The 17,239-nt window shown below is 61.8% G+C and carries 19 protein-coding genes; 12 read left to right on the top strand and 7 right to left on the bottom strand.

What is annotated here, in order from left to right:
- Nucleotides 1-42 precede the first annotated feature (42 nt).
- The 3 genes from ACR0MM_RS04920 (at nucleotide 43) to ACR0MM_RS04910 (ending at nucleotide 2,095) form a co-directional block, all read left to right on the top strand.
- A complete protein-coding gene (locus ACR0MM_RS04920) occupies nucleotides 43-762 on the top strand; it encodes a hypothetical protein (protein ID WP_480694746.1) in 720 nt (239 codons plus the stop codon).
- A 33-nt stretch (nucleotides 763-795) separates the two neighbouring features.
- The gene (locus ACR0MM_RS04915) at nucleotides 796-1,524 is read left to right on the top strand and encodes a SpoIIAA family protein (protein ID WP_170337963.1); all 729 of its coding nucleotides are present in this window, start codon (nucleotides 796-798) and stop codon (nucleotides 1,522-1,524) included.
- A 352-nt stretch (nucleotides 1,525-1,876) separates the two neighbouring features.
- Nucleotides 1,877-2,095 carry a hypothetical protein gene (locus ACR0MM_RS04910; RefSeq protein ID WP_480694744.1) on the top strand — a complete coding sequence of 73 codons (219 nt, stop codon included), beginning with the start codon at nucleotides 1,877-1,879 and terminating at the stop codon, nucleotides 2,093-2,095.
- A 3-nt stretch (nucleotides 2,096-2,098) separates the two neighbouring features.
- Here the strand turns inward: ACR0MM_RS04910 and ACR0MM_RS04905 are convergent, their stop codons facing one another.
- The 3 genes from ACR0MM_RS04905 to ccmI are packed head-to-tail and all read right to left on the bottom strand — an operon-like array spanning nucleotide 2,099 to nucleotide 4,041.
- Nucleotides 2,099-2,332: a DUF1289 domain-containing protein gene (locus tag ACR0MM_RS04905; protein ID WP_170337967.1), complete on the bottom strand. Its 234-nt coding sequence runs from the start codon at nucleotides 2,330-2,332 to the stop codon at nucleotides 2,099-2,101.
- An 18-nt stretch (nucleotides 2,333-2,350) separates the two neighbouring features.
- The gene (gene ruvX, locus ACR0MM_RS04900; RefSeq protein WP_475144363.1) at nucleotides 2,351-2,815 is read right to left on the bottom strand and encodes a Holliday junction resolvase RuvX; all 465 of its coding nucleotides are present in this window, start codon (nucleotides 2,813-2,815) and stop codon (nucleotides 2,351-2,353) included.
- Complete coding sequence (gene ccmI / locus ACR0MM_RS04895) at nucleotides 2,812-4,041, bottom strand: c-type cytochrome biogenesis protein CcmI (protein ID WP_480694742.1); 1,230 nt, start codon at nucleotides 4,039-4,041, stop codon at nucleotides 2,812-2,814. Before ccmI ends, ruvX begins: the two co-directional genes overlap by 4 nt.
- Before the next feature lie 175 nt (nucleotides 4,042-4,216).
- Between ccmI and ACR0MM_RS04890 the strand changes: the two genes are divergently transcribed.
- Nucleotides 4,217-5,461, top strand: coding sequence for a sarcosine oxidase subunit beta family protein (locus tag ACR0MM_RS04890; RefSeq protein WP_170446577.1), 1,245 nt, complete (start codon nucleotides 4,217-4,219; stop codon nucleotides 5,459-5,461).
- A gap of 2 nt (nucleotides 5,462-5,463) precedes the next feature.
- Here ACR0MM_RS04890 and ACR0MM_RS04885 read toward each other — a convergent pair whose 3' ends face one another.
- Complete coding sequence (locus tag ACR0MM_RS04885; protein WP_480694739.1) at nucleotides 5,464-5,664, bottom strand: hypothetical protein; 201 nt, start codon at nucleotides 5,662-5,664, stop codon at nucleotides 5,464-5,466.
- Nucleotides 5,665-5,675: 11 nt separating this feature from the next.
- On the opposite strand from ACR0MM_RS04885, the gene ACR0MM_RS04880 reads away from it, so the two are divergent.
- From ACR0MM_RS04880 to ACR0MM_RS04870, 3 genes are all read left to right on the top strand, one after another.
- Nucleotides 5,676-6,005 (top strand): sarcosine oxidase subunit delta, encoded by a 330-nt coding sequence (locus ACR0MM_RS04880; RefSeq protein WP_170446575.1) that lies wholly within the window; start codon nucleotides 5,676-5,678, stop codon nucleotides 6,003-6,005.
- A 67-nt stretch (nucleotides 6,006-6,072) separates the two neighbouring features.
- Complete coding sequence (locus ACR0MM_RS04875) at nucleotides 6,073-9,087, top strand: sarcosine oxidase subunit alpha family protein (protein WP_480694737.1); 3,015 nt, start codon at nucleotides 6,073-6,075, stop codon at nucleotides 9,085-9,087.
- On the top strand, nucleotides 9,080-9,646 hold the full coding sequence (locus ACR0MM_RS04870) for a sarcosine oxidase subunit gamma (protein ID WP_480694735.1): 567 nt from the start codon (nucleotides 9,080-9,082) through the stop codon (nucleotides 9,644-9,646). Before ACR0MM_RS04875 ends, ACR0MM_RS04870 begins: the two co-directional genes overlap by 8 nt.
- 52 nt (nucleotides 9,647-9,698) lie before the next feature.
- On the opposite strand, the gene ACR0MM_RS04865 is transcribed toward ACR0MM_RS04870, so the two are convergent.
- Both ACR0MM_RS04865 and ACR0MM_RS04860 read right to left on the bottom strand, forming a co-directional pair.
- Nucleotides 9,699-10,088 carry a hypothetical protein gene (locus ACR0MM_RS04865; RefSeq protein ID WP_480694733.1) on the bottom strand — a complete coding sequence of 130 codons (390 nt, stop codon included), beginning with the start codon at nucleotides 10,086-10,088 and terminating at the stop codon, nucleotides 9,699-9,701.
- A gap of 105 nt (nucleotides 10,089-10,193) precedes the next feature.
- Nucleotides 10,194-10,955 (bottom strand): FkbM family methyltransferase, encoded by a 762-nt coding sequence (locus ACR0MM_RS04860; RefSeq protein ID WP_480694731.1) that lies wholly within the window; start codon nucleotides 10,953-10,955, stop codon nucleotides 10,194-10,196.
- Nucleotides 10,956-11,052: 97 nt separating this feature from the next.
- Between ACR0MM_RS04860 and ACR0MM_RS04855 the strand changes: the two genes are divergently transcribed.
- From ACR0MM_RS04855 to ACR0MM_RS04845, 3 genes are all read left to right on the top strand, one after another.
- The gene (locus ACR0MM_RS04855; RefSeq protein WP_093962459.1) at nucleotides 11,053-11,652 is read left to right on the top strand and encodes a superoxide dismutase; all 600 of its coding nucleotides are present in this window, start codon (nucleotides 11,053-11,055) and stop codon (nucleotides 11,650-11,652) included.
- Between the two features lie 3 nt (nucleotides 11,653-11,655).
- Nucleotides 11,656-12,537 (top strand): metallophosphoesterase, encoded by an 882-nt coding sequence (locus ACR0MM_RS04850; protein ID WP_480694729.1) that lies wholly within the window; start codon nucleotides 11,656-11,658, stop codon nucleotides 12,535-12,537.
- Nucleotides 12,538-12,753: 216 nt separating this feature from the next.
- Nucleotides 12,754-13,215, top strand: a complete 462-nt coding sequence (locus ACR0MM_RS04845; protein ID WP_170338489.1) for a host attachment family protein — start codon at nucleotides 12,754-12,756, stop codon at nucleotides 13,213-13,215.
- Between the two features lie 48 nt (nucleotides 13,216-13,263).
- Here the strand turns inward: ACR0MM_RS04845 and ACR0MM_RS04840 are convergent, their stop codons facing one another.
- On the bottom strand, nucleotides 13,264-13,815 hold the full coding sequence (locus ACR0MM_RS04840) for an LOG family protein (RefSeq protein ID WP_170338492.1): 552 nt from the start codon (nucleotides 13,813-13,815) through the stop codon (nucleotides 13,264-13,266).
- 126 nt (nucleotides 13,816-13,941) lie between these two features.
- Between ACR0MM_RS04840 and ACR0MM_RS04835 the strand changes: the two genes are divergently transcribed.
- Entirely contained in the window at nucleotides 13,942-15,357 is a 1,416-nt protein-coding gene (locus ACR0MM_RS04835) for a LysM peptidoglycan-binding domain-containing protein (RefSeq protein ID WP_480694727.1), read from the top strand.
- A 76-nt stretch (nucleotides 15,358-15,433) separates the two neighbouring features.
- Nucleotides 15,434-17,239: an ABCB family ABC transporter ATP-binding protein/permease gene (locus ACR0MM_RS04830; RefSeq protein WP_480694725.1), complete on the top strand. Its 1,806-nt coding sequence runs from the start codon at nucleotides 15,434-15,436 to the stop codon at nucleotides 17,237-17,239.

The following is a 17,239-nucleotide window of genomic DNA, read 5'->3' as shown; positions in this document are numbered from 1 at the left end:
GGTTGGGAAGTATTCCCCTACGACCAACCCATAGCCGACTGGGTGGCCCACGCCCTGCCACTGGCGCAGCAGGCCGCCAGTGACCCAGCCCACCGGCAGTGGTTGGATTGCGAAGGCACCTGGTTTATCGGCGTCGATGCTCTGCCCAATGACGGGGCAGGGCGTGTCGGCGCCTCAGCCCCATTGAGCGGGCAGGCTGTCGCGTTTCTGGTTGAACAATATGGTACGATCGAATTGCACAAGGGGCAGGTCTCGGTCGTCTATCCCGGCTATCCGCGCCCGCGCAGGGGCGAGAACGAGGCGGCGGCCCGATACCGGGCCAAGCGCGACGCGGCGCATGTGGATGGTCTGAAACCCGGCGGCCCGGACCGTCGGCGCAAGATCGACGAACCTCACGCATGGGTCCTGGGTATTCCACTGACACAGGCGAGCGCAGATGCCGCGCCTCTGGTCGTTTGGGATGGCAGCCACAGGATCATGGGCGCGGCATTCCTGGCTGCGTTGGCCGGTGTTCCTCGCGCTCAGTGGGCGCAGACCGATATCACCGAGGCCTATCAGGCCGCTCGTCGCGAAGTGTTCGAAACCTGCCCGCGTATCGAAGTGTCGGCCTCGCCCGGCGAAACCTACGTGTTGCATCGTCATTGTCTGCATGGGGTCGCGCCTTGGGGGGCGGGGGCAACAGCGGGGCCGGACGGACGGATGATTGCCTATTTCCGGCCCGAGCTGCCGGGCGGTGTGGCCGAATGGATCGAATCCCCGTAACCTTCTGCCATTCTTTGGCTTTGGAGGCTCAAAATGATTACGGTCCACAAGAATTCCGACGGCGCATTGATCGAAATCGAATTGTCGGGCGAAGTAACCAGCGCCGATTACACAAGCACTCTGGTTCCCGCAATCGAGGCTGCGCTGGCGGAACATGACGCCGTCCGCCTGCTGGTTATCGTCGGCCCCGAGTTCAAAGGCTACGATTTGGGCGCTGCTTGGGAAGATACCAAGCTGGGCCTAAGCCATTGGCGCGGGTTCGATCGCGCCGCGGTCGTCGCAGACAAGGGATGGGTCCAGACCAGCGTGCGCCTGGCTGCGCCGCTGATGCCCTGTCCGGTGCAGGTATTCGAGCTGGCCGAGCTGGAAGAAGCGCGCCGCTGGATCCGTGAATCTCTGGGCGCGATCCACATTGTGGATTTGGGCGGGCCATGCGTTCAGGTCAGCCTGATGGGTAAGCTGGACCCCGAGGAATACGAAAAGGCCGAAGCCGATCTGGATGCCATCCTGGGCGACCGGGATGCGTTCCGGTTGCTGATCGATCTGAGGGAGTTCGATGGCTGGCAAGGGTTGACCGCTCTGGCCGCGCATTTCCGTCTGGCCCGCGGTCACGTGGGAATGCTGGATCGGGCAGCCATCGTCGGCGACAAGGCATGGCAGAACATCGCGCAGCGCGTGGGTGGCCACATTCTGGGTACACGGACCCAGTTTTTCCCGTCCGAAGAGATTGAAAACGCCAAGGCGTGGCTGGCTGCCGGATGACGATGGCGCGCGGCCCGAAGGAATGGGCCGCGCTGCGCGTCCGGGGGCAAACCCTGGATTGACACCTGACGCTGTCGCGGGCCGGTCCAACTTGTTACGTTACGTCTTTTTCGCCCAGCCGCGGGGCGTGAAGGCATTGTAACTGTTGAGTCTCTCCGGCTGATTTGTCTAATTGGTAAAAAAATTGAAGCGCGACGGCAGGTTTTCCCCCTTTCTCAAAAGCCTGACTCCGGTATGCGCAAATCGTCGCTGCGGGCCGCCACTCACTCACGCATAGTCATACGGCTCGATCCCCCTTTTCCCGAGCTCTCGACCGGCCCGCAGCGACGCAGATTTATTCGGGAAGGCTCGTATGCGGCTGATCAAGTTTTTGAAAAGAAAATCCATGACCAGCGCGGCTGTCGAAGTTGATTTTCAGGAATCCAGTCTTCGGCGGTCGCAGACCAGCAAGTCGGAAATCACCCGTTTGTTCCGCAGTGAATTGATGGCCGGGCAACGGTCCGGTGTGAAGACATGCGCAGACACAGCGAAAGATGAAGAAGACAGCCGGAAGACCGACATAGCCCTTTGAAGGTCAGGATTTGTCCAGACGGGCCGCGCGACCACCCCGTCTCTTGGCCAAGCGAGGCTTGCGGGCAGGCAGGTCATTCATGATTTCGGCGCGTTCCGAACTGTCCATTTTCGACCAGCGCGTGATTTCATCGATGGTGCGATAGCAGCCGGTGCAGATACGCTCGGTCGGATGCACGACGCAGATCTGGACACAGGGGCTTTCAACCTCGTTCCTTTTCCAAATCATGTTCGTCATCGCCGGTCTCCGGGCTCGTTAGAGAAAGCGCAGCCTGTCCAGCGCTCCTTGCAGGATATAACCCGCCGCGACGTGGTCGATAACCTGTCCGCGACGTTTTCGTGTCGTATCCGCCTCCAAAAGTGCCTTTTCTGCCGCAACTGTGCTCAGACGCTCGTCCCAGAACCCGATCGGGATGTCGGTCAGTTGGGACAGGTTGCGGGCAAACGCGCGGGTTGATTGGCACCTTGGACCCTCGGATCCGTCCATATTCATGGGCAGGCCAAGAACGATCCCTCCGATCTCGCGGTCGGCAGCGATTTCCAGCAGGCGGGCAGAGTCCAGCTTGAATTTCTTGCGGCGCACGGTCTCAAGTGGGCTGGCCACACCGCGCATGCGGTCGGAAACAGCCACGCCGATCGTCTTTTCGCCCAGGTCCAGACCCATCAGCGCCTGCATCGGGGGCAGTGCGGCTGCGAAATCCTCGAACACGTCCAGGATCATTGCGACAGGCCGGCCTGCTGCGCGGCCGAGTTGATCAGTTCAAGCGCGGCAGGGTCTTCGGCAAACTTGGTCGCGGCTTCATCGCGGATCGCGGCGGCCTGCTCGGTTTCTCCCAGCACCCCAAGCGCCGAGATCAGTCGAGCCCATTCCTGCGGAGAACCACCTTCGGTCGCCAGCCGGTCCGACAAGCCGTCAACCATGCCGCGGATCATCTCTTGACGCTCCTCGGGCGTCATTTCCGCCGCGGCTTCCATATCCGACTGGCTGGGGCCCGGACCTGCCGGAGCATCTGCCATTTCGGGCGCGTTGAACACGCCGGCGCGCCAGGCAAGTTCGTCGATCTGGGCGCGAATGGCGTTGGCCCAAGGCGCCCCCGGTGGCGACGTGCGCAGCGTGTCCATCCAGACGCGATAGGCCTGGTCCGGCCGTCCGATCTGCAGCAGCATCTGGCCCCAGTAATAGCGCGCCGGTCCCGATTGCGGGTCGCGTTCCAGTGCCTGACGCAAGGCCGCTTCGGCTTCGGGCGAGACATAGCCCCCCGCCGCCAGGATCAGCATTTCTGCCAGGTTCGAATAGGCGTCCGCCGGGGCCTCGTCCCCCATCAATTCGATTGCACGGCGTTGGGCCGCATAACCGGCTTGAAAATTGCTCGCGTTGGTTTCGTGCTGCGCCAATAGAATGTGACCCTGAAGATCGTCCGGTCGGTCGGCCACGGTCGTGCGCAGCTGGTTCAGAAGGTTGGCATAGCTGTCTTCAAGCTGAGGCGCTTCGACGGGCGGGGCCATCTGCTCGGCCTCTTCCTGGCCGGGTCTGTTCTCACGCAGTTCGGCGGCCATCTCCATGCGCGCTGAAAGCGGTTGATCAGGGTATCCGGCGGCACCCAGCTGGCGGTACAGAGCAAACGCTCCGCCGATCAGCACGAGGGCAACGAACCCGATGGCGGCCACCCGAGCAGTGGTCGACGGCCCGGTCGTCGCGTCACCGGTACGGATTTGCGCGTCGGCGGCCAGGATACGGCGCGAAATCTCGGTCCGAACTCGCTCGGCGTCGGCTTTGGCGATCACTCCGCGGGCCAGATCGCGGTCAACGCTGGCAAGCTGTTCCTTGTACACCCGCAGATCGTAGGCCGCCGGATGTTCCTGTCGCCGGCGGGTTCGGGTCAGGCCAAAGGCCAGGAATGCGGTGATCGATAGCGCAAAGAGCAGAAGCAGAACCCAGAATGTCATGATCTCTCCGGAATTGTTGCCCTCACTTAGACCTGCGCGCGCCCGGAAAAAAGGGACAAATGGCCGCGAATGGCCTACATGTCGCAATAGTGCGATATTGCGGCGCTGTACGGCAGGGGTAATCTGTCGCCGCACGGCATATCTTCGGCCAATCACGAACCGGACGGATTCGCTCATGAAACACTATTCAGCCTTTGCCGTAGCGCGAGAGGCGCTGCGCTATCACACCGGATGGGAGCGCGCGTGGCGTTCGCCAGAACCTAAGAAACGGTATGATGTGATCATCGTCGGTGCCGGCGGGCACGGTTTGGCGACGGCGTATTATCTGGGCAAGAATTACGGTATCCAGAACGTCGCAGTGATCGAAAAGGGCTGGCTGGGCGGCGGCAATACCGGGCGGAACACGACCATCATCCGCTCGAACTATCTGCAGGACCCGTCGGCGGCGATATACGAAAAATCGCGCAGCTTGTACGAGGATCTGAGCCAGGATCTGAACTACAACGTGATGTTCAGCCCGCGCGGCGTGATGATGCTGGCGCAAACCCAGCACGAAGTGCGCGGCTATCAGCGTACGGCGCATGCCAACGCCCTGCAGGGGGTCAAGACCGAATGGATCGAGCCCGAGCGCGTAAAGCAGCTGGTCCCGATCATCAACATCGACGGCCCGCGCTATCCGGTCCTTGGCGCGCTGTGGCAAGAGCGCGGCGGCACCGCACGTCACGATGCGGTGGCCTGGGGCTATGCCCGGGCCTGCTCGAATATGGGTATGGACATCATCCAGCAGTGTGAGGTTACGGGCGTCCGGTCTGAAAACGGTCGCGTCACAGGGGTCGAGACGACCAAGGGCGCCATCGAATGTGACAAGTTGGGCATCGTTGTCGCGGGTCACTCGGGCCAACTGGCCGAGATGGCGGGCTTCCGCCTGCCGGTCGAGGCACTGGCCCTGCAGGCGCTGGTGTCCGAGCCGATCAAGCCCTGCATGGACGTGGTGGTGATGGCCAACACCGTGCATGGCTACATGTCGCAATCCGACAAGGGCGAGATGGTGATCGGCGGCGGCACCGACGGGTTCAACAATTTCACCCAGCGCGGTTCGTTCCATCATATCGAGGAAACCGTCCGCGCCCTGGTCGAGACCTTCCCGATGATCTCGCGCCTCAAGATGCTGCGCCAGTGGGGTGGCATCGTGGACATGACCGGCGACCGCTCGCCCATCCTGTCCAAGACGCCGCTGGGCGGTTGCTTCATCAACTGCGGTTGGGGGACCGGCGGGTTCAAGGCAATCCCGGGCTCGGGCTGGGGCATGGCGCAGCTGATGGCCACCGGGCATTCCCCGCTGACCGAGGCATTCTCGCTGGACCGGTTCAAAGAGGGCCGCTTCATCGACGAAAGCGTCGCCGCCGGGGTCGCGCACTGATGTCAGTCGCCCCAATGTGCTCCGTGAATGGTCTCAGAACTTTTCGGGCTGTCGGATTTTGGCTTGATGGCCTTCTTTTCCTCAGACCGGAAAATGAAAAACGCGATCAGCCCAAAGAAGGCAAGCGTGCCTGCAACGGTCAGAATTATGGTCAAAATATCCATACCCTCGACTTGGGCGTGTGGTCGAAAGAATTCAAGCAAGGAGTAGCCACATGCTGATCCTGAAATGCCCTTATTGCGGCGTCGACGCCGAAGAGACCGAACTGACCGCCGGTGGCGAAGCGCATCTGAAACGCTTCGGTCCCGGGTCGTCGGACGACGATTTCCATGACTATCTCTTCATGCGCGAAAACCCCAAGGGCGTGCATTTCGAACGCTGGCGCCACAGCAACGGCTGCGGCAAGTGGTTCCATGCCGCGCGCTGCACCGCCACGCTCGAGGTGTTCGGCACCTATTCGGCCCAGGTCACCGAGCCGCCGAAGGAGATCCGCGATGCGATTTCGGCCAAACGGCCGGGTTGGACGTGGAGAGAGTTCTCCTGATGCTTCGTCTTTTCAAGAACACATCTGCCGGAGGCCTTGGCGCCTCCACCTGCGAAAGGTCCGCAACATGAGCACCCGTCTCGCAAATCAAGGTCGCCTGATCGACCGGTCGAAACCGGTCACGTTTTCATTCAACGGTACCGCGATGCACGGCTATCAGGGCGACACGCTGGCCTCGGCCCTGCTGGCCAACGATCAGATGATGGTCGGCCGGTCATTCAAATACCACCGTCCGCGCGGCGTCGTGGCCAGCGGCGCCGAGGAGCCCAACGCGCTGGTCGGTTTGGGGCAGGGCAACCGGTTCGAGCCGAACCAGCGCGCCACTACGACCGAGCTGTTCAACGGCCTGACCGCGATCTCGCAGAACCACTGGCCCAGCCTGGAATATGACATCGGCGCGGTGAACACGGCTCTGGCGCGGTTCCTGCCGGCGGGGTTCTACTACAAGACGTTCATCCACCCCAAGCCGTTCTGGAAACATGTGTACGAGCCGTTCATCCGCCAGTCCGCCGGTCTGGGCAAGGCGCCCGATAAGGACAGCCGCGACGCGGATACCTATGAACACTTCTATGCCTTCACCGACGTATTGGTGATCGGCGGCGGTGTTGCGGGCCTGCAGGCGGCCAAAGCCGCCGCGCAATCGGGCGCCAAGGTCATGCTGATCGAGCAGACCGCCTATTGGGGGGGGCGCGCGCCTGTCGACGGCGGCACCGTCAACGACGAGCCTGTGGATAAGTTCGTGGAACAATTGGTTTCCGAACTCGAAACAATGGGCAACGTCACCATGCGGTCGCGCTGCATGGGGGCTGGGGTCTATGATCACGGTTACGTGCTGGGACACGAGCGTCTGAACGACCACAAACCGGGCACCCAGGGCCCGCGCCACCGCCTTTGGCGCATCCGCGCCAAACAGGTCGTTACGGCGACCGGTGCGATCGAGCGCCCGCTGTCCTTTGCCGGCAATGACGTGCCGGGGGTGATGTTGGCCTCGGCCATGCGCGACTATGTGGTCAACTGGGGCGTGACCCCGGGCGAGCGCGTGATCGTCGCCACCAACAATGACGACGCCTACCGCACCGCGATCATCCTGAAACAGGCTGGCGTGGATGTGTTGCGCGTCGTCGATGCCCGTCCCTCGGCCGGGCCGCTGGCGGACGAGGCGCGCAGCCTCGGTATCCGGGTCGATCCCGGCAAGGCCATCGCCAAGGTCAAGGGCGGCAAGCGGGTCAAGAAGGTCGCGATCTGCAACCAGGAAGGCATCGGCGGCGCTCGGGAAGAGGTCGAATGTGATGCGGTCGCTATGTCGGGCGGCTGGTCTCCGGTGGTGCACATGTGGTCCCATTGCGGTGGCAAGCTGATCTGGGACGAAGCCAACGCCCATTTCCGCCCCGACCCCGACCGTCCGCCGCTGGGCGCGAATGGCGAAGGCTTTGTCGTGGCCGCAGGCTCGACAAGCGGGCCGCTGGCGCTTGGCGAGGTGCTGGCCGACGCCCACGCCGCGGGCAAGGCCGCGGCCAAGGCCGCCGGGTTCAAGCCGAAGAACACCAAGGCACCGCAGGGCGAGGCCGAGACCGAAGCGCCCATGCAGGCCGTCTGGCTGATGCCTGCCAAGGCCGAGGTGCAGCTGCGCATGAAGTCGTGGCTGGACTTCCAGAACGACGTGAAGGTCTCGGATGTGCAACTGGCCGCGCGCGAAGGCTATGAAAGCGTCGAGCACACCAAGCGATATACCACGCTGGGCATGGCGACGGATCAGGGTAAGCTGAGTAATATCAACGGCCTGGCGATCCTTGCTGATGCGCTGAAATCCGAGATACCCAAGGTCGGCACGACCACATTCCGCCCGCCCTATACGCCCATCTCGATGGGCGCCATCGCGGGCGAGGCGCGCGGCGAGGTGTTCCAGCCGATCCGCCGCACGCCCATGCATGACTGGCATGACCGGAATGGTGCCGATTGGGAGCCGGTGGGCCACTGGCGTCGTCCTTACGCCTATGTCCGAGCCGGGGAAACCGTGCATGACGCGGTGAACCGCGAGGTCAAGAACACCCGTGAAAACCTCGGGCTGCTTGATGCCTCGACCTTGGGCAAGCTGATTGTCAAAGGTCCGGACGCGGGCAAGTTCCTGGACATGATGTACACCAACATGATGTCCACGCTGAAGGTCGGCAAATGCCGCTATGGCCTGATGTGCTCGGAAAACGGCTTCCTGATTGATGACGGCGTCGTGGCCCGCATCGACGAGGACACCTGGCTGTGCCACACCACCACCGGCGGGGCTGAGCGCATCCATGCCCACATGGAGGAATGGCTGCAGACCGAGTGGTGGGACTGGAAGGTCTATGTCGCCAACGTGACCGAGCAATACGCCCAGGTCGCCGTGGTCGGCCCCAATGCCCGCAAGGTGCTGGAGAAGCTCGGCGGCATGGATGTCAGCCGCGAGGCGCTGCCCTTCATGGAGTGGCGCGACGGCCAGATCGGCGGCTTTGATTGCCGCGCCTACCGCATCTCGTTCTCGGGCGAGCTGTCCTATGAAATCGCGGTGCCCGCCAGCCAGGGGCAGGCGTTCTGGGACGCTCTGATGGAAGCCGGGAAAGAGTTCGGCGTGATGCCTTATGGCACGGAATGTCTGCACATTCTGCGGGCCGAGAAGGGCTTCATCATGATCGGGGACGAGACCGACGGCACCGTGATCCCGCAGGATCTGGGGCTGCACTGGGCGATCTCAAAAAAGAAAGAGGATTTCCTGGGCAAGCGCGCGCAGGAACGCTCTCACATGACCGATCCGGACCGCTGGAAGCTGGTGGGTCTGGAAACTGTGGATGGTTCCGTTTTGCCCGACGGCGCCTATGCGGTGGGCGAGGGCGTGAACGCCAACGGTCAGCGCAACATGATCGGGCGCGTCACCTCGACCTATTACTCGGCCAACCTGGGCAGGGGCATCGCCATGGGGCTGGTCAAAAACGGGCCGAACCGCATGGGAGAGGTGATCGAGTTCCCGGGCACCGACGACAAAATCTACAAGGCCAAGATCGTGGACCCGGTGTTCTACGACAAGGACGGGGAGAAGCAGAATGTCTGAACCCATCAGCGCACTGAACTACGCCAGCTTTGACGGCATCGCCTGGATCGAGGAATGTGGCCTGCAGGGGATGATCACCCTGCGCGGCGATCTGTCCGACAAGCTGGTGACCAAGGCGGTCAAGGATGCCACCGGCCAGAAGATGCCCGGCCAGCGCGAGGCTTTCGTCGATGGCGAAACCGGCGTCTGCTGGATGTCGCCGGACGAGCTGCTGGTGCTGGTTCCTTACGCCGAGGTCGAGGCCAAACTGGCCGCCATGCAGGACGCGCTGAGCGGTGTGCATGCCTTGGCGGTCAATGTCTCGGACGCGCGGGCGGTGTACCGGGTCTCGGGACCGACCGCGCGTGAGGTGCTGGGCAAGGTTGCGCCCGTCGATTTCTCGTCCGATACGTTCCAGCCCGGCCAGATCCGGCGCACGCGCCTGGCGCAGGTTGCGGGGGCGTTCTGGATGGACGACGAGGAATCCTTTCGCGTGGTGTGCTTCCGATCGGTGGCGGATTACGTGTTCAAGCTGTTGAAGGTTGCGGCGCAGCCCGGCAGCGAGGTCGGATTCTACTGAACCCGACCCCACCTTGGCAGAAAGAACAAGCCCCGGACATCACCGGGGCTTTTCATTTTTTGACGGCCTCGCATCTGCCGGTTCCGTAGGGTTTGTTCGATGCCCCTACATTCACGAAACTGCCGCTCACCTTCAGCCCACCGTCTGTTGCAAGATTCGCCTGATAGCGCATGCGAATGGCCTGACCTTCGGTGCTTTTGAGCGTCACGTTCCAGATCATCCGATAGCCCTTGGACCCACGATCCCGAAGCTGCGCGTTGGTCCAGTCATGGTAGTTGCTGGCGGCTTGGGCCGTGCCGGCCTCGGGGTCGATTTGAAAGGCATATTCGGGTGCAACCCAGCCGTGGATATCCTTTTTCGTGATCGTGCACTTGTAAGCCATGGGGGATGCGGCAGCCGCCTGTGCTGTCAGGACCGCAGCGAGAAACGGAATAAGTCGCAAGTCAATTTTCCTGTAATTTCAATGATCAATACAGGAAAATGAACACCGCGTCGTCGGGTGTTCAAGGGCAAACTCTCGTTTGGATAGAGTTTCCTTTACGGAACTCTATTCCGTGAACAGGACGCTGCGGTACTGGGTCAAAGCGCACGGGCTCAGCAAGTCCTCGGCCGAGATTGGGCGCCCGGCTTCATCGTACATGTTCGAGTAGAAAGACAACGTCGCAAGCAGGGCTTCGACCCGTTCGGCGCGGTTGTTTTCGTCCAGTAGGGGCGCGTGCAGCGACAGATACAGGGCTGGCTTCTGCTCCTGCAGCCAGTCGGCGAGCGTCGGCAGAACCGCAAACTCCGCCCCTTCGATGTCCATTTTGACCAGCGAAATCCCTGTCAGGTCCGTCGCTTTAGCGAACTGGTGCCACGCGATGGTCAGGGCATCGGTGCCATGCGCGCCGTCATGCAGCAGCGAACTGGTCGAGTCGCCGCGCTCGCCCCTGACTGAAGCCATGCGGGCCACGCCGAACCGGTCGGACAAAGCCACGCCAAAGGCCGAGACGTTGCGGATGTCGTTCAGATCGAGGTTCCAGGCCAGGTGGCGATAGGCGGTCGGGTCGGGTTCGAAACACCAGACATGCCGGGCCTTGCGCGCGCCATACAGAACCGTCGGCCCGATCCATGCGCCGATGTCCAGATAGTCGCGGTCTGGCGAAAGATGGCGGTCGAGCACGGCGAAGGTTTCGGGCTCCCAGTTGCCGGCCGAGGCCTTGCGCCAGAATTTCGAATGGTAGGGGTCCAGCCGGAACACCTCGCCATTCAGGTTGCCTGCATAATGACCGCGAGCACGGTAGAACATCTTGCGCGCCTGCGTCAGCATCGCGGACCTCCGGGTTTTCTGCGCTCGGGCCTTGACCTGCGGCGGTTGCCAAAGCATTTAACCTTGGGAACGCAACACAAATTTACAGGGGGCCGAGATGGCTTTTGAACTTCCTGATCTTCCTTATGCACATGACGCGCTGGCAGCCAAGGGCATGTCGGCGGAAACGCTGGAATATCACCATGATCTGCACCACAAGGCCTATGTCGACAACGGCAACAAGCTGATCGCCGGGACCGAGTGGGACGGCAAGTCGCTGGAAGAGATCATCGTCGGCACTTATGACAAGTCGGCCGTCGCACAGAACGGGATCTTCAACAACATCAGCCAGCTTTGGAACCACAACCAGTTTTGGGAAATGATGGGTCCGGGCGAATCGAAGATGCCGGGCGAGCTGGAAAAGGCGTTGGTTGAAAGCTTCGGTTCGGTCGAGGAGTTCAAATCGCAGTTCAGCGCGGCGGGAGCCGGTCAGTTCGGTTCGGGCTGGGCGTGGCTGGTCAAGAATGCCGACGGCTCGCTGGCGGTTACCAAAACCGAAAACGGTGTGAACCCGCTGTGCTTCGGCCAGACGGCACTGCTGGGTTGCGACGTGTGGGAGCACTCCTACTACATTGACTTCCGCAACAAGCGCCCGGCTTACCTCTCGAACTTCCTCGACAACCTGGTGAACTGGGAAAACGTTGCATCGCGGATGTAACTCTTGACCCGACGAGGGTTCATCAAGGGCCTGCTGGCGGTGACGCTGGCAGGCCTTGTTGTTTCGCTGTACGGGTTCTTTATCGAACCGGCTATGCGGCTGCGGGTTCGCAAATGGAAGCTCAAGCGCGCGGACTGGACGGCGCCTCCGCTGCGGATCGCGGTCATCGCCGACCTTCATGCCGGCGAGCCATTCGTTACCGTAAAGCGTATCAAGCAGGTCGTAAGGCGCACAAATGCGCTGGATGCCGATCTGGTCTTGCTGCTGGGGGATTTCACCGCCAGCCACAGGATGGTTTCGAAACCTGTCGCGATGGCGGACATCACCCCGGTTCTTGCCGGACTGACCGCGCGCCATGGGGTTTTCGCGGTGCTGGGAAACCATGACTGGTGGGATGATACGGCCGCTCAACGCCGGGGCGGTGGGCCCAACTTATATGCCGATGCGTTGGCCGCGAGTGGCATCCCGGTCCTGTCCAATTCTGCGCAGAAACTGGATGGTCCGGGAATCTGGCTGGCGGGCCTCGAAGACCAACTGGCCATCGTGGAGGGCAACGGGCGATACCGCGGCCTGGACGATCTGTCCGGCACGTTGCGGCAGATTACCGATGACGCGCCCGTCATCCTGATGGCGCATGAACCGGACATATTTCCCCAAGTGCCAGATCGCGTTGCCTTGACACTGTCCGGTCACACGCATGGTGGGCAAATCAGACTGTTTGGGTGGTCGCCCGTGGTGCCCTCGCGGTTTGGCAATCGCTATGCCTACGGCCCGGTGCGCGAAGGTGAAAAGGATCTGGTAGTTTCCGGCGGCATTGGGTGCTCGATCCTTCCGGTCCGGTTTGGTGTTACACCCGAGATTACGCTTGTCGAAATTTCGGCCTGATCTGCGCTTCGGGTGGAAACTTGCCGATACGTCAACTTTTGCGCGCATGCGCCGTTGCAAGACGCCAAAGAGTGATTAGCTGATAGTTGCGGGAGGAGAGAACCGCCAAAACCAAAACAATGAGGGAATAGCTGCCGGATTGTGCCGTGGGTGCAAGATGTTGGCTGTTCTTGTTCGGGCGGGGGACGGCCACGAAAACCACAACGGGAGATCGCAATGGTCGCACTTGCACAGGGTACTTGGGTCATCATCGCCGACGGGGAAAAAGCACTGTTCACTGAAAACGTGACGGATGCCGAGAACCCCAATCTGGTGGTCGTATCGGTTGAGGAACATGATCATCTCGCCGCGCGGAGCAAGCCCTCGGATCGGGCGGGACGGCGAAATGATACCGGGCCGAACCAGAAATCTGCGGTGGAAGAAGACACCTGGCGCACTCACGCCAAATCCCTGTTCGTCCAGGATGTGGCCAACCTGCTCAACAAAAAAGGGCTGAAGGGCGCGTACAAGCGGCTTGTTCTGGTTGCCAGCCCACAGGTCCTGGGCCTGCTGCGCCGGCGCCTTCACAGCGAAGTTCTGGCCAAAGTCGTAGCCGAAGTCGACAAGACCCTGACCAATCATCCACTGCACAAGGTCGAAAAGGTGCTGCAACGCCAACTGCGCACCTCGACCGCCTGATCTAGCTAGTTCGGGACTCACGGGCGGGGAAGCCGCCCGTGACGCCTATTATTTCAATAACTTGCGCAATTCGTCCATCGCGGACTCGGCGTCGTCGACCCAGGTAATGAAACGGGCCAAGGAGGCATCCGCAAAACCTGCGTCGATCACCTGATCCAAAAGCGTGTGAAGCGCGTCCCAGTATCCGTCCACATTCATCACCAGAATGGGTTTGTCATGCAGGCCCAACTGGCGCCAGGTCAGTGCCTCGAACAACTCGTCCAACGACCCGGGTCCGCCGGGCAGCACGACCACGGCATCCGCATTCATGATCATGACTTTCTTGCGCTCGTGCATCGTTTCGGTGACCACGAAACGCGTCAGATCTGTTTTTCCCACTTCCCGCCGGAGCAGATGAACCGGTATCACGCCGAAGGTTTCGCCTCCGGCCGCTTGCGTGGCCCGGGCGACTTCGCCCATCAGGCCCACGTCACCCGCACCGTAGACCAGCCGCCAGCCTTCGGCGGCCAGCAGCCGTCCAAAGGTGCCTGCGGCCTTTGTGTAGGCCGAATTCGCGCCATTGCGTGACCCGCAATACACACAGATCGATTTCTGGGACATCAAACAGCGACTCCGGGGTTGTGTCAGAGGTTTTGACCCGTGATAGCGGGATTGGTAAATTGGCTCAACCGTTCGGCGGAAAGCTTTTGAGTCAAGGCATTTGCGCTGCGGAGTGAAGGAAAAAACATGGACGCCAAATCGGGAAGCGGTAGGTCGGGTGCATTCGTCTGGGGTATCCTTGCGGGTATCTTGGCTGTAATTGGCGCCGGGGGCTTGTATCTTTCGGGTGTCTTCGGTCCTGCGCCACAGTCTGAACAGTCCACTACGAAAGAGGCCGTCGCCGCAAGCGCCAGCGAAGTGACGACTGAGCCAGCCGCCGCACCGGCACCAAGCCCGGATGCAGAGGACTCGCAGGTCGTTGCGGAACCTGACAACGCGGACGAGGTTCAGACCTCGACCGAGACCGAAGAAACAACCGCGGCGGAAGCCGAAGAGACAACTGCGACCGACGAGCAGACTGCGCAGGACGCGACGGTTGAAGAACAGCCGGCAGAGGCTACTCCCACACCCGAGGCTAACGCGGCCCCAATTGCTCCGACGCTCGACCAGATATTCGTGGAGCCCGACGGCAATGCGCTGCTGTCCGGCAAAGGCGACCCGGGCAGTCAAATTCGTATCCTGCTGGATGGAGAGCCGATCCACAGCTTCACGGTCGATGGCAGCGGCCAGTTCGCCGAGTTCGTCACCATCCCCTTCAGCGAGGCCGCGCGAGGTCTGGTTCTTGAAGCCGGTGACGGTACCCGGTCTGCGCAATCGGATGACTATCTGATTGCCGCGTTGCCCAAGCCGCCTGCGCCACCCGCTACGGACGAGCAAGTCGCCAGCACGGACACCGAAGCGCAGGACGAAACGGCGGAACAGCCGTCTGCGGCCGCAGTCGCAGAGGACACCGAGGTCGCGCAAGCGGACGAGACCGTTACCGGGGCGCAGGACGAAGAAGCAACCTCACCCGAGGCCACGACCGAGACTCAATCCAGCGAAAGCCAGCAGGTGGCCGTTTTGCGGTCCGGTGAGGAAGGGGTTGAGCTTGTCCAGTCGCCGTCGTCCGAAGACGCGTCGCCCGAGCAGGTTGCGCTTGATACGATCGGCTATTCCGACGCTGGCGATGTCCAATTGTCCGGCCGTGTGTCCGAGGGTGCTGCGGTTCGGCTCTATCTGAACAACAAGCTGGTGGCCGATATCACGCCAGGGCAGGACGGTGATTGGCGCGGGGAAATCCAAGAAGTCGATCCCGGTGTCTATACGCTGCGCGTTGACGAAGTCGACACGGACGGAACGGTGCTGAGCCGTCTGGAAACGCCGTTCAAGCGCGAGCCGGTTGAAATTCTGCAGGCGGCCGAGGCGCAGGATGCGGTGCCGGGCGCCGACCAGAGCACGCCGATCCGGTCCGTTACCGTGCAAAAGGGCGATACCCTGTGGGCGATCTCGCGAGAGCGTTTTGGCGACGGTGTTCTGTATGTCCGCCTGTTCGATGCGAACCGCGACCTGATCCGAGACCCCGACCTGATTTATCCAGGTCAGGTCTTCACCATCCCGGAATAAAGGCTTAGGTCTTGCGGGGCCGGGTTTTCGCCCGGCCTCGAAGCTTTCCGGGTCAGACATGAGAAGACTTGCGCCTATGCATTCCGCAGACATGCCACAGATGGACGAACGCAAGTCGGGTTGGCTGACCATCCGAAAAGTGGCTCCGTACCTGTGGCCCGAAGATGAGCCGTGGGTCAAACGGCGGGTGGTCTTCGCGATGGCCATGCTGGTTTTGGCCAAGTTGATCGCGGTCTATACGCCGATCCTGTACAAGGGCGCGGTTGACGCGTTGGCGGGCGAGGGCGTGCCGCCGCTCGCGCTGGGCGCCGTAGGGCTGACCGTGGCCTATGGCGTGGCGCGGATGATGACGGTGGGGTTCCAGCAGTTGCGCGATGCGCTGTTCGCGCCGGTGGGGCAACGCGCGCTGCGGGCGCTGGCGCTGGAAACCTTCCAGCACATCCACCAGCTGTCGATGCGCTATCATGTGACCCGCCGTACGGGCGGCCTCAGCCGGATCATCGAGCGCGGGGTCAAGGGCGTGGAGTTCCTGCTGCGCTTTCTGCTGTTTTCGATTGGCCCGTTGATCCTGGAACTGCTGCTGGTGGCGGTGGTTCTGATGTGGCTGTTCGACGTTTGGTATCTGGTCGTGGTGGCCGTCACCATCGCGCTGTACATCTGGTTCACCTTCACGGTCACCGAATGGCGTGTGAAGTTGCGGCGCGAGATGAATGATCAGGACACCGAGGCCAACCAGCGTGCCATCGACAGCCTGCTGAATTTCGAAACCGTCAAGTATTTCAACGCCGAGCGGCGCGAAGCTGAACGATATGACGTGTCGATGAAAGCCTATGCGCAGGCCGCGTTGAAAACGGCATACTCGCTGGCCTTCCTGAATTTCGGTCAGTCCTTCCTGATCACCTGTGGCCTGATCGGGGTGATGGTTCTTGCTGCGATCGGCGTGCAGAACGGGCAGTTGACGGTGGGCGATTTTGTGATGGTCAACGCCTACATGATCCAGATCACCGTGCCGCTGAACTTTCTGGGCACCGTCTATCGCGAGATCCGTCAGGCCTTGGTTGATATGGGCCAGATGTTCCAACTGCTGGAGCAGCCGGCCGAAGTGGTGGACAAGCCAGACGTCAAACCGCTGCAGATCACCGAAGGCCGGGTCGAACTGGACGATGTGCATTTCGGGTATGATCCGGACCGCGAGATCCTGCGCGGTGTCTCTCTGGTGGTGCCGGGGGGGAAGACCGTTGCCATCGTGGGCGCGACCGGCTCGGGCAAATCCACCATCGGGCGGTTGCTGTTCCGGTTCTACGACGTGACCCAAGGCGCGTTGCGGATCGACGGGCAGGACGTGCGCGACGTGACGCAGGAAAGCCTGCACGCTGCCATCGGCGTGGTGCCGCAGGATACAGTGCTGTTCAACGATACGATCCGATACAACATCGCCTATGGCCGCGAGGGGGCCTCGCAGGCCGAGATCGAAGCCGCCGCAAAGGCCGCTCAGATCCACGACTTCATCACCTCTTTGCCCGAAGGGTACGAGACCAAGGTGGGTGAGCGTGGCCTGAAGCTGTCTGGCGGCGAGAAGCAGCGCGCGGGCATTGCGCGTACGCTGTTGAAGAACCCGCCGATCCTTCTGTTGGACGAGGCCACCAGCGCGCTGGATACCGACACCGAGCAGGACATCAAGGATGCCCTGGCCCGCGCCGGCGAGGGGCGTACGGTGATCACCATCGCCCACCGCCTGAGCACGATTGCCGAGTCCGATCAGATCGTCGTTCTGGAAAAGGGCGAAATCATCGAGCAGGGCACCCACGACGAACTGCTGCGCCGTGAAGGGCGTTATGCCCAGCTGTGGAACCGCCAGCAATCGGATACGCGGGCGGCCTGA

Source organism: Ruegeria sp. BC6 (assembly GCF_056539185.1).
The sequence above is the reverse complement of the archived record's forward strand: the minus strand, read 5'-3'. Positions and strand labels throughout refer to the sequence as shown.

Excerpts from the sequence above, each read along its gene's own strand:
- ACR0MM_RS04915 (WP_170337963.1), top strand. The coding sequence starts at position 796 with ATGATTACGGTCCACAAGAATTCCGACGGCGCATTGATCGAAATCGAA.
- ACR0MM_RS04910 (WP_480694744.1), top strand. The coding sequence starts at position 1,877 with ATGCGGCTGATCAAGTTTTTGAAAAGAAAATCCATGACCAGCGCGGCT.
- ACR0MM_RS04905 (WP_170337967.1), bottom strand. The coding sequence starts at position 2,332 with ATGACGAACATGATTTGGAAAAGGAACGAGGTTGAAAGCCCCTGTGTC.
- ruvX (WP_475144363.1), bottom strand. The coding sequence starts at position 2,815 with ATGATCCTGGACGTGTTCGAGGATTTCGCAGCCGCACTGCCCCCGATG.
- ccmI (WP_480694742.1), bottom strand. The coding sequence starts at position 4,041 with ATGACATTCTGGGTTCTGCTTCTGCTCTTTGCGCTATCGATCACCGCA.
- ACR0MM_RS04890 (WP_170446577.1), top strand. The coding sequence starts at position 4,217 with ATGAAACACTATTCAGCCTTTGCCGTAGCGCGAGAGGCGCTGCGCTAT.
- ACR0MM_RS04880 (WP_170446575.1), top strand. The coding sequence starts at position 5,676 with ATGCTGATCCTGAAATGCCCTTATTGCGGCGTCGACGCCGAAGAGACC.
- ACR0MM_RS04875 (WP_480694737.1), top strand. The coding sequence starts at position 6,073 with ATGAGCACCCGTCTCGCAAATCAAGGTCGCCTGATCGACCGGTCGAAA.
- ACR0MM_RS04870 (WP_480694735.1), top strand. The coding sequence starts at position 9,080 with ATGTCTGAACCCATCAGCGCACTGAACTACGCCAGCTTTGACGGCATC.
- ACR0MM_RS04860 (WP_480694731.1), bottom strand. The coding sequence starts at position 10,955 with ATGCTGACGCAGGCGCGCAAGATGTTCTACCGTGCTCGCGGTCATTAT.
- ACR0MM_RS04855 (WP_093962459.1), top strand. The coding sequence starts at position 11,053 with ATGGCTTTTGAACTTCCTGATCTTCCTTATGCACATGACGCGCTGGCA.
- ACR0MM_RS04845 (WP_170338489.1), top strand. The coding sequence starts at position 12,754 with ATGGTCGCACTTGCACAGGGTACTTGGGTCATCATCGCCGACGGGGAA.
- ACR0MM_RS04840 (WP_170338492.1), bottom strand. The coding sequence starts at position 13,815 with ATGTCCCAGAAATCGATCTGTGTGTATTGCGGGTCACGCAATGGCGCG.
- ACR0MM_RS04835 (WP_480694727.1), top strand. The coding sequence starts at position 13,942 with ATGGACGCCAAATCGGGAAGCGGTAGGTCGGGTGCATTCGTCTGGGGT.
- ACR0MM_RS04830 (WP_480694725.1), top strand. The coding sequence starts at position 15,434 with ATGCATTCCGCAGACATGCCACAGATGGACGAACGCAAGTCGGGTTGG.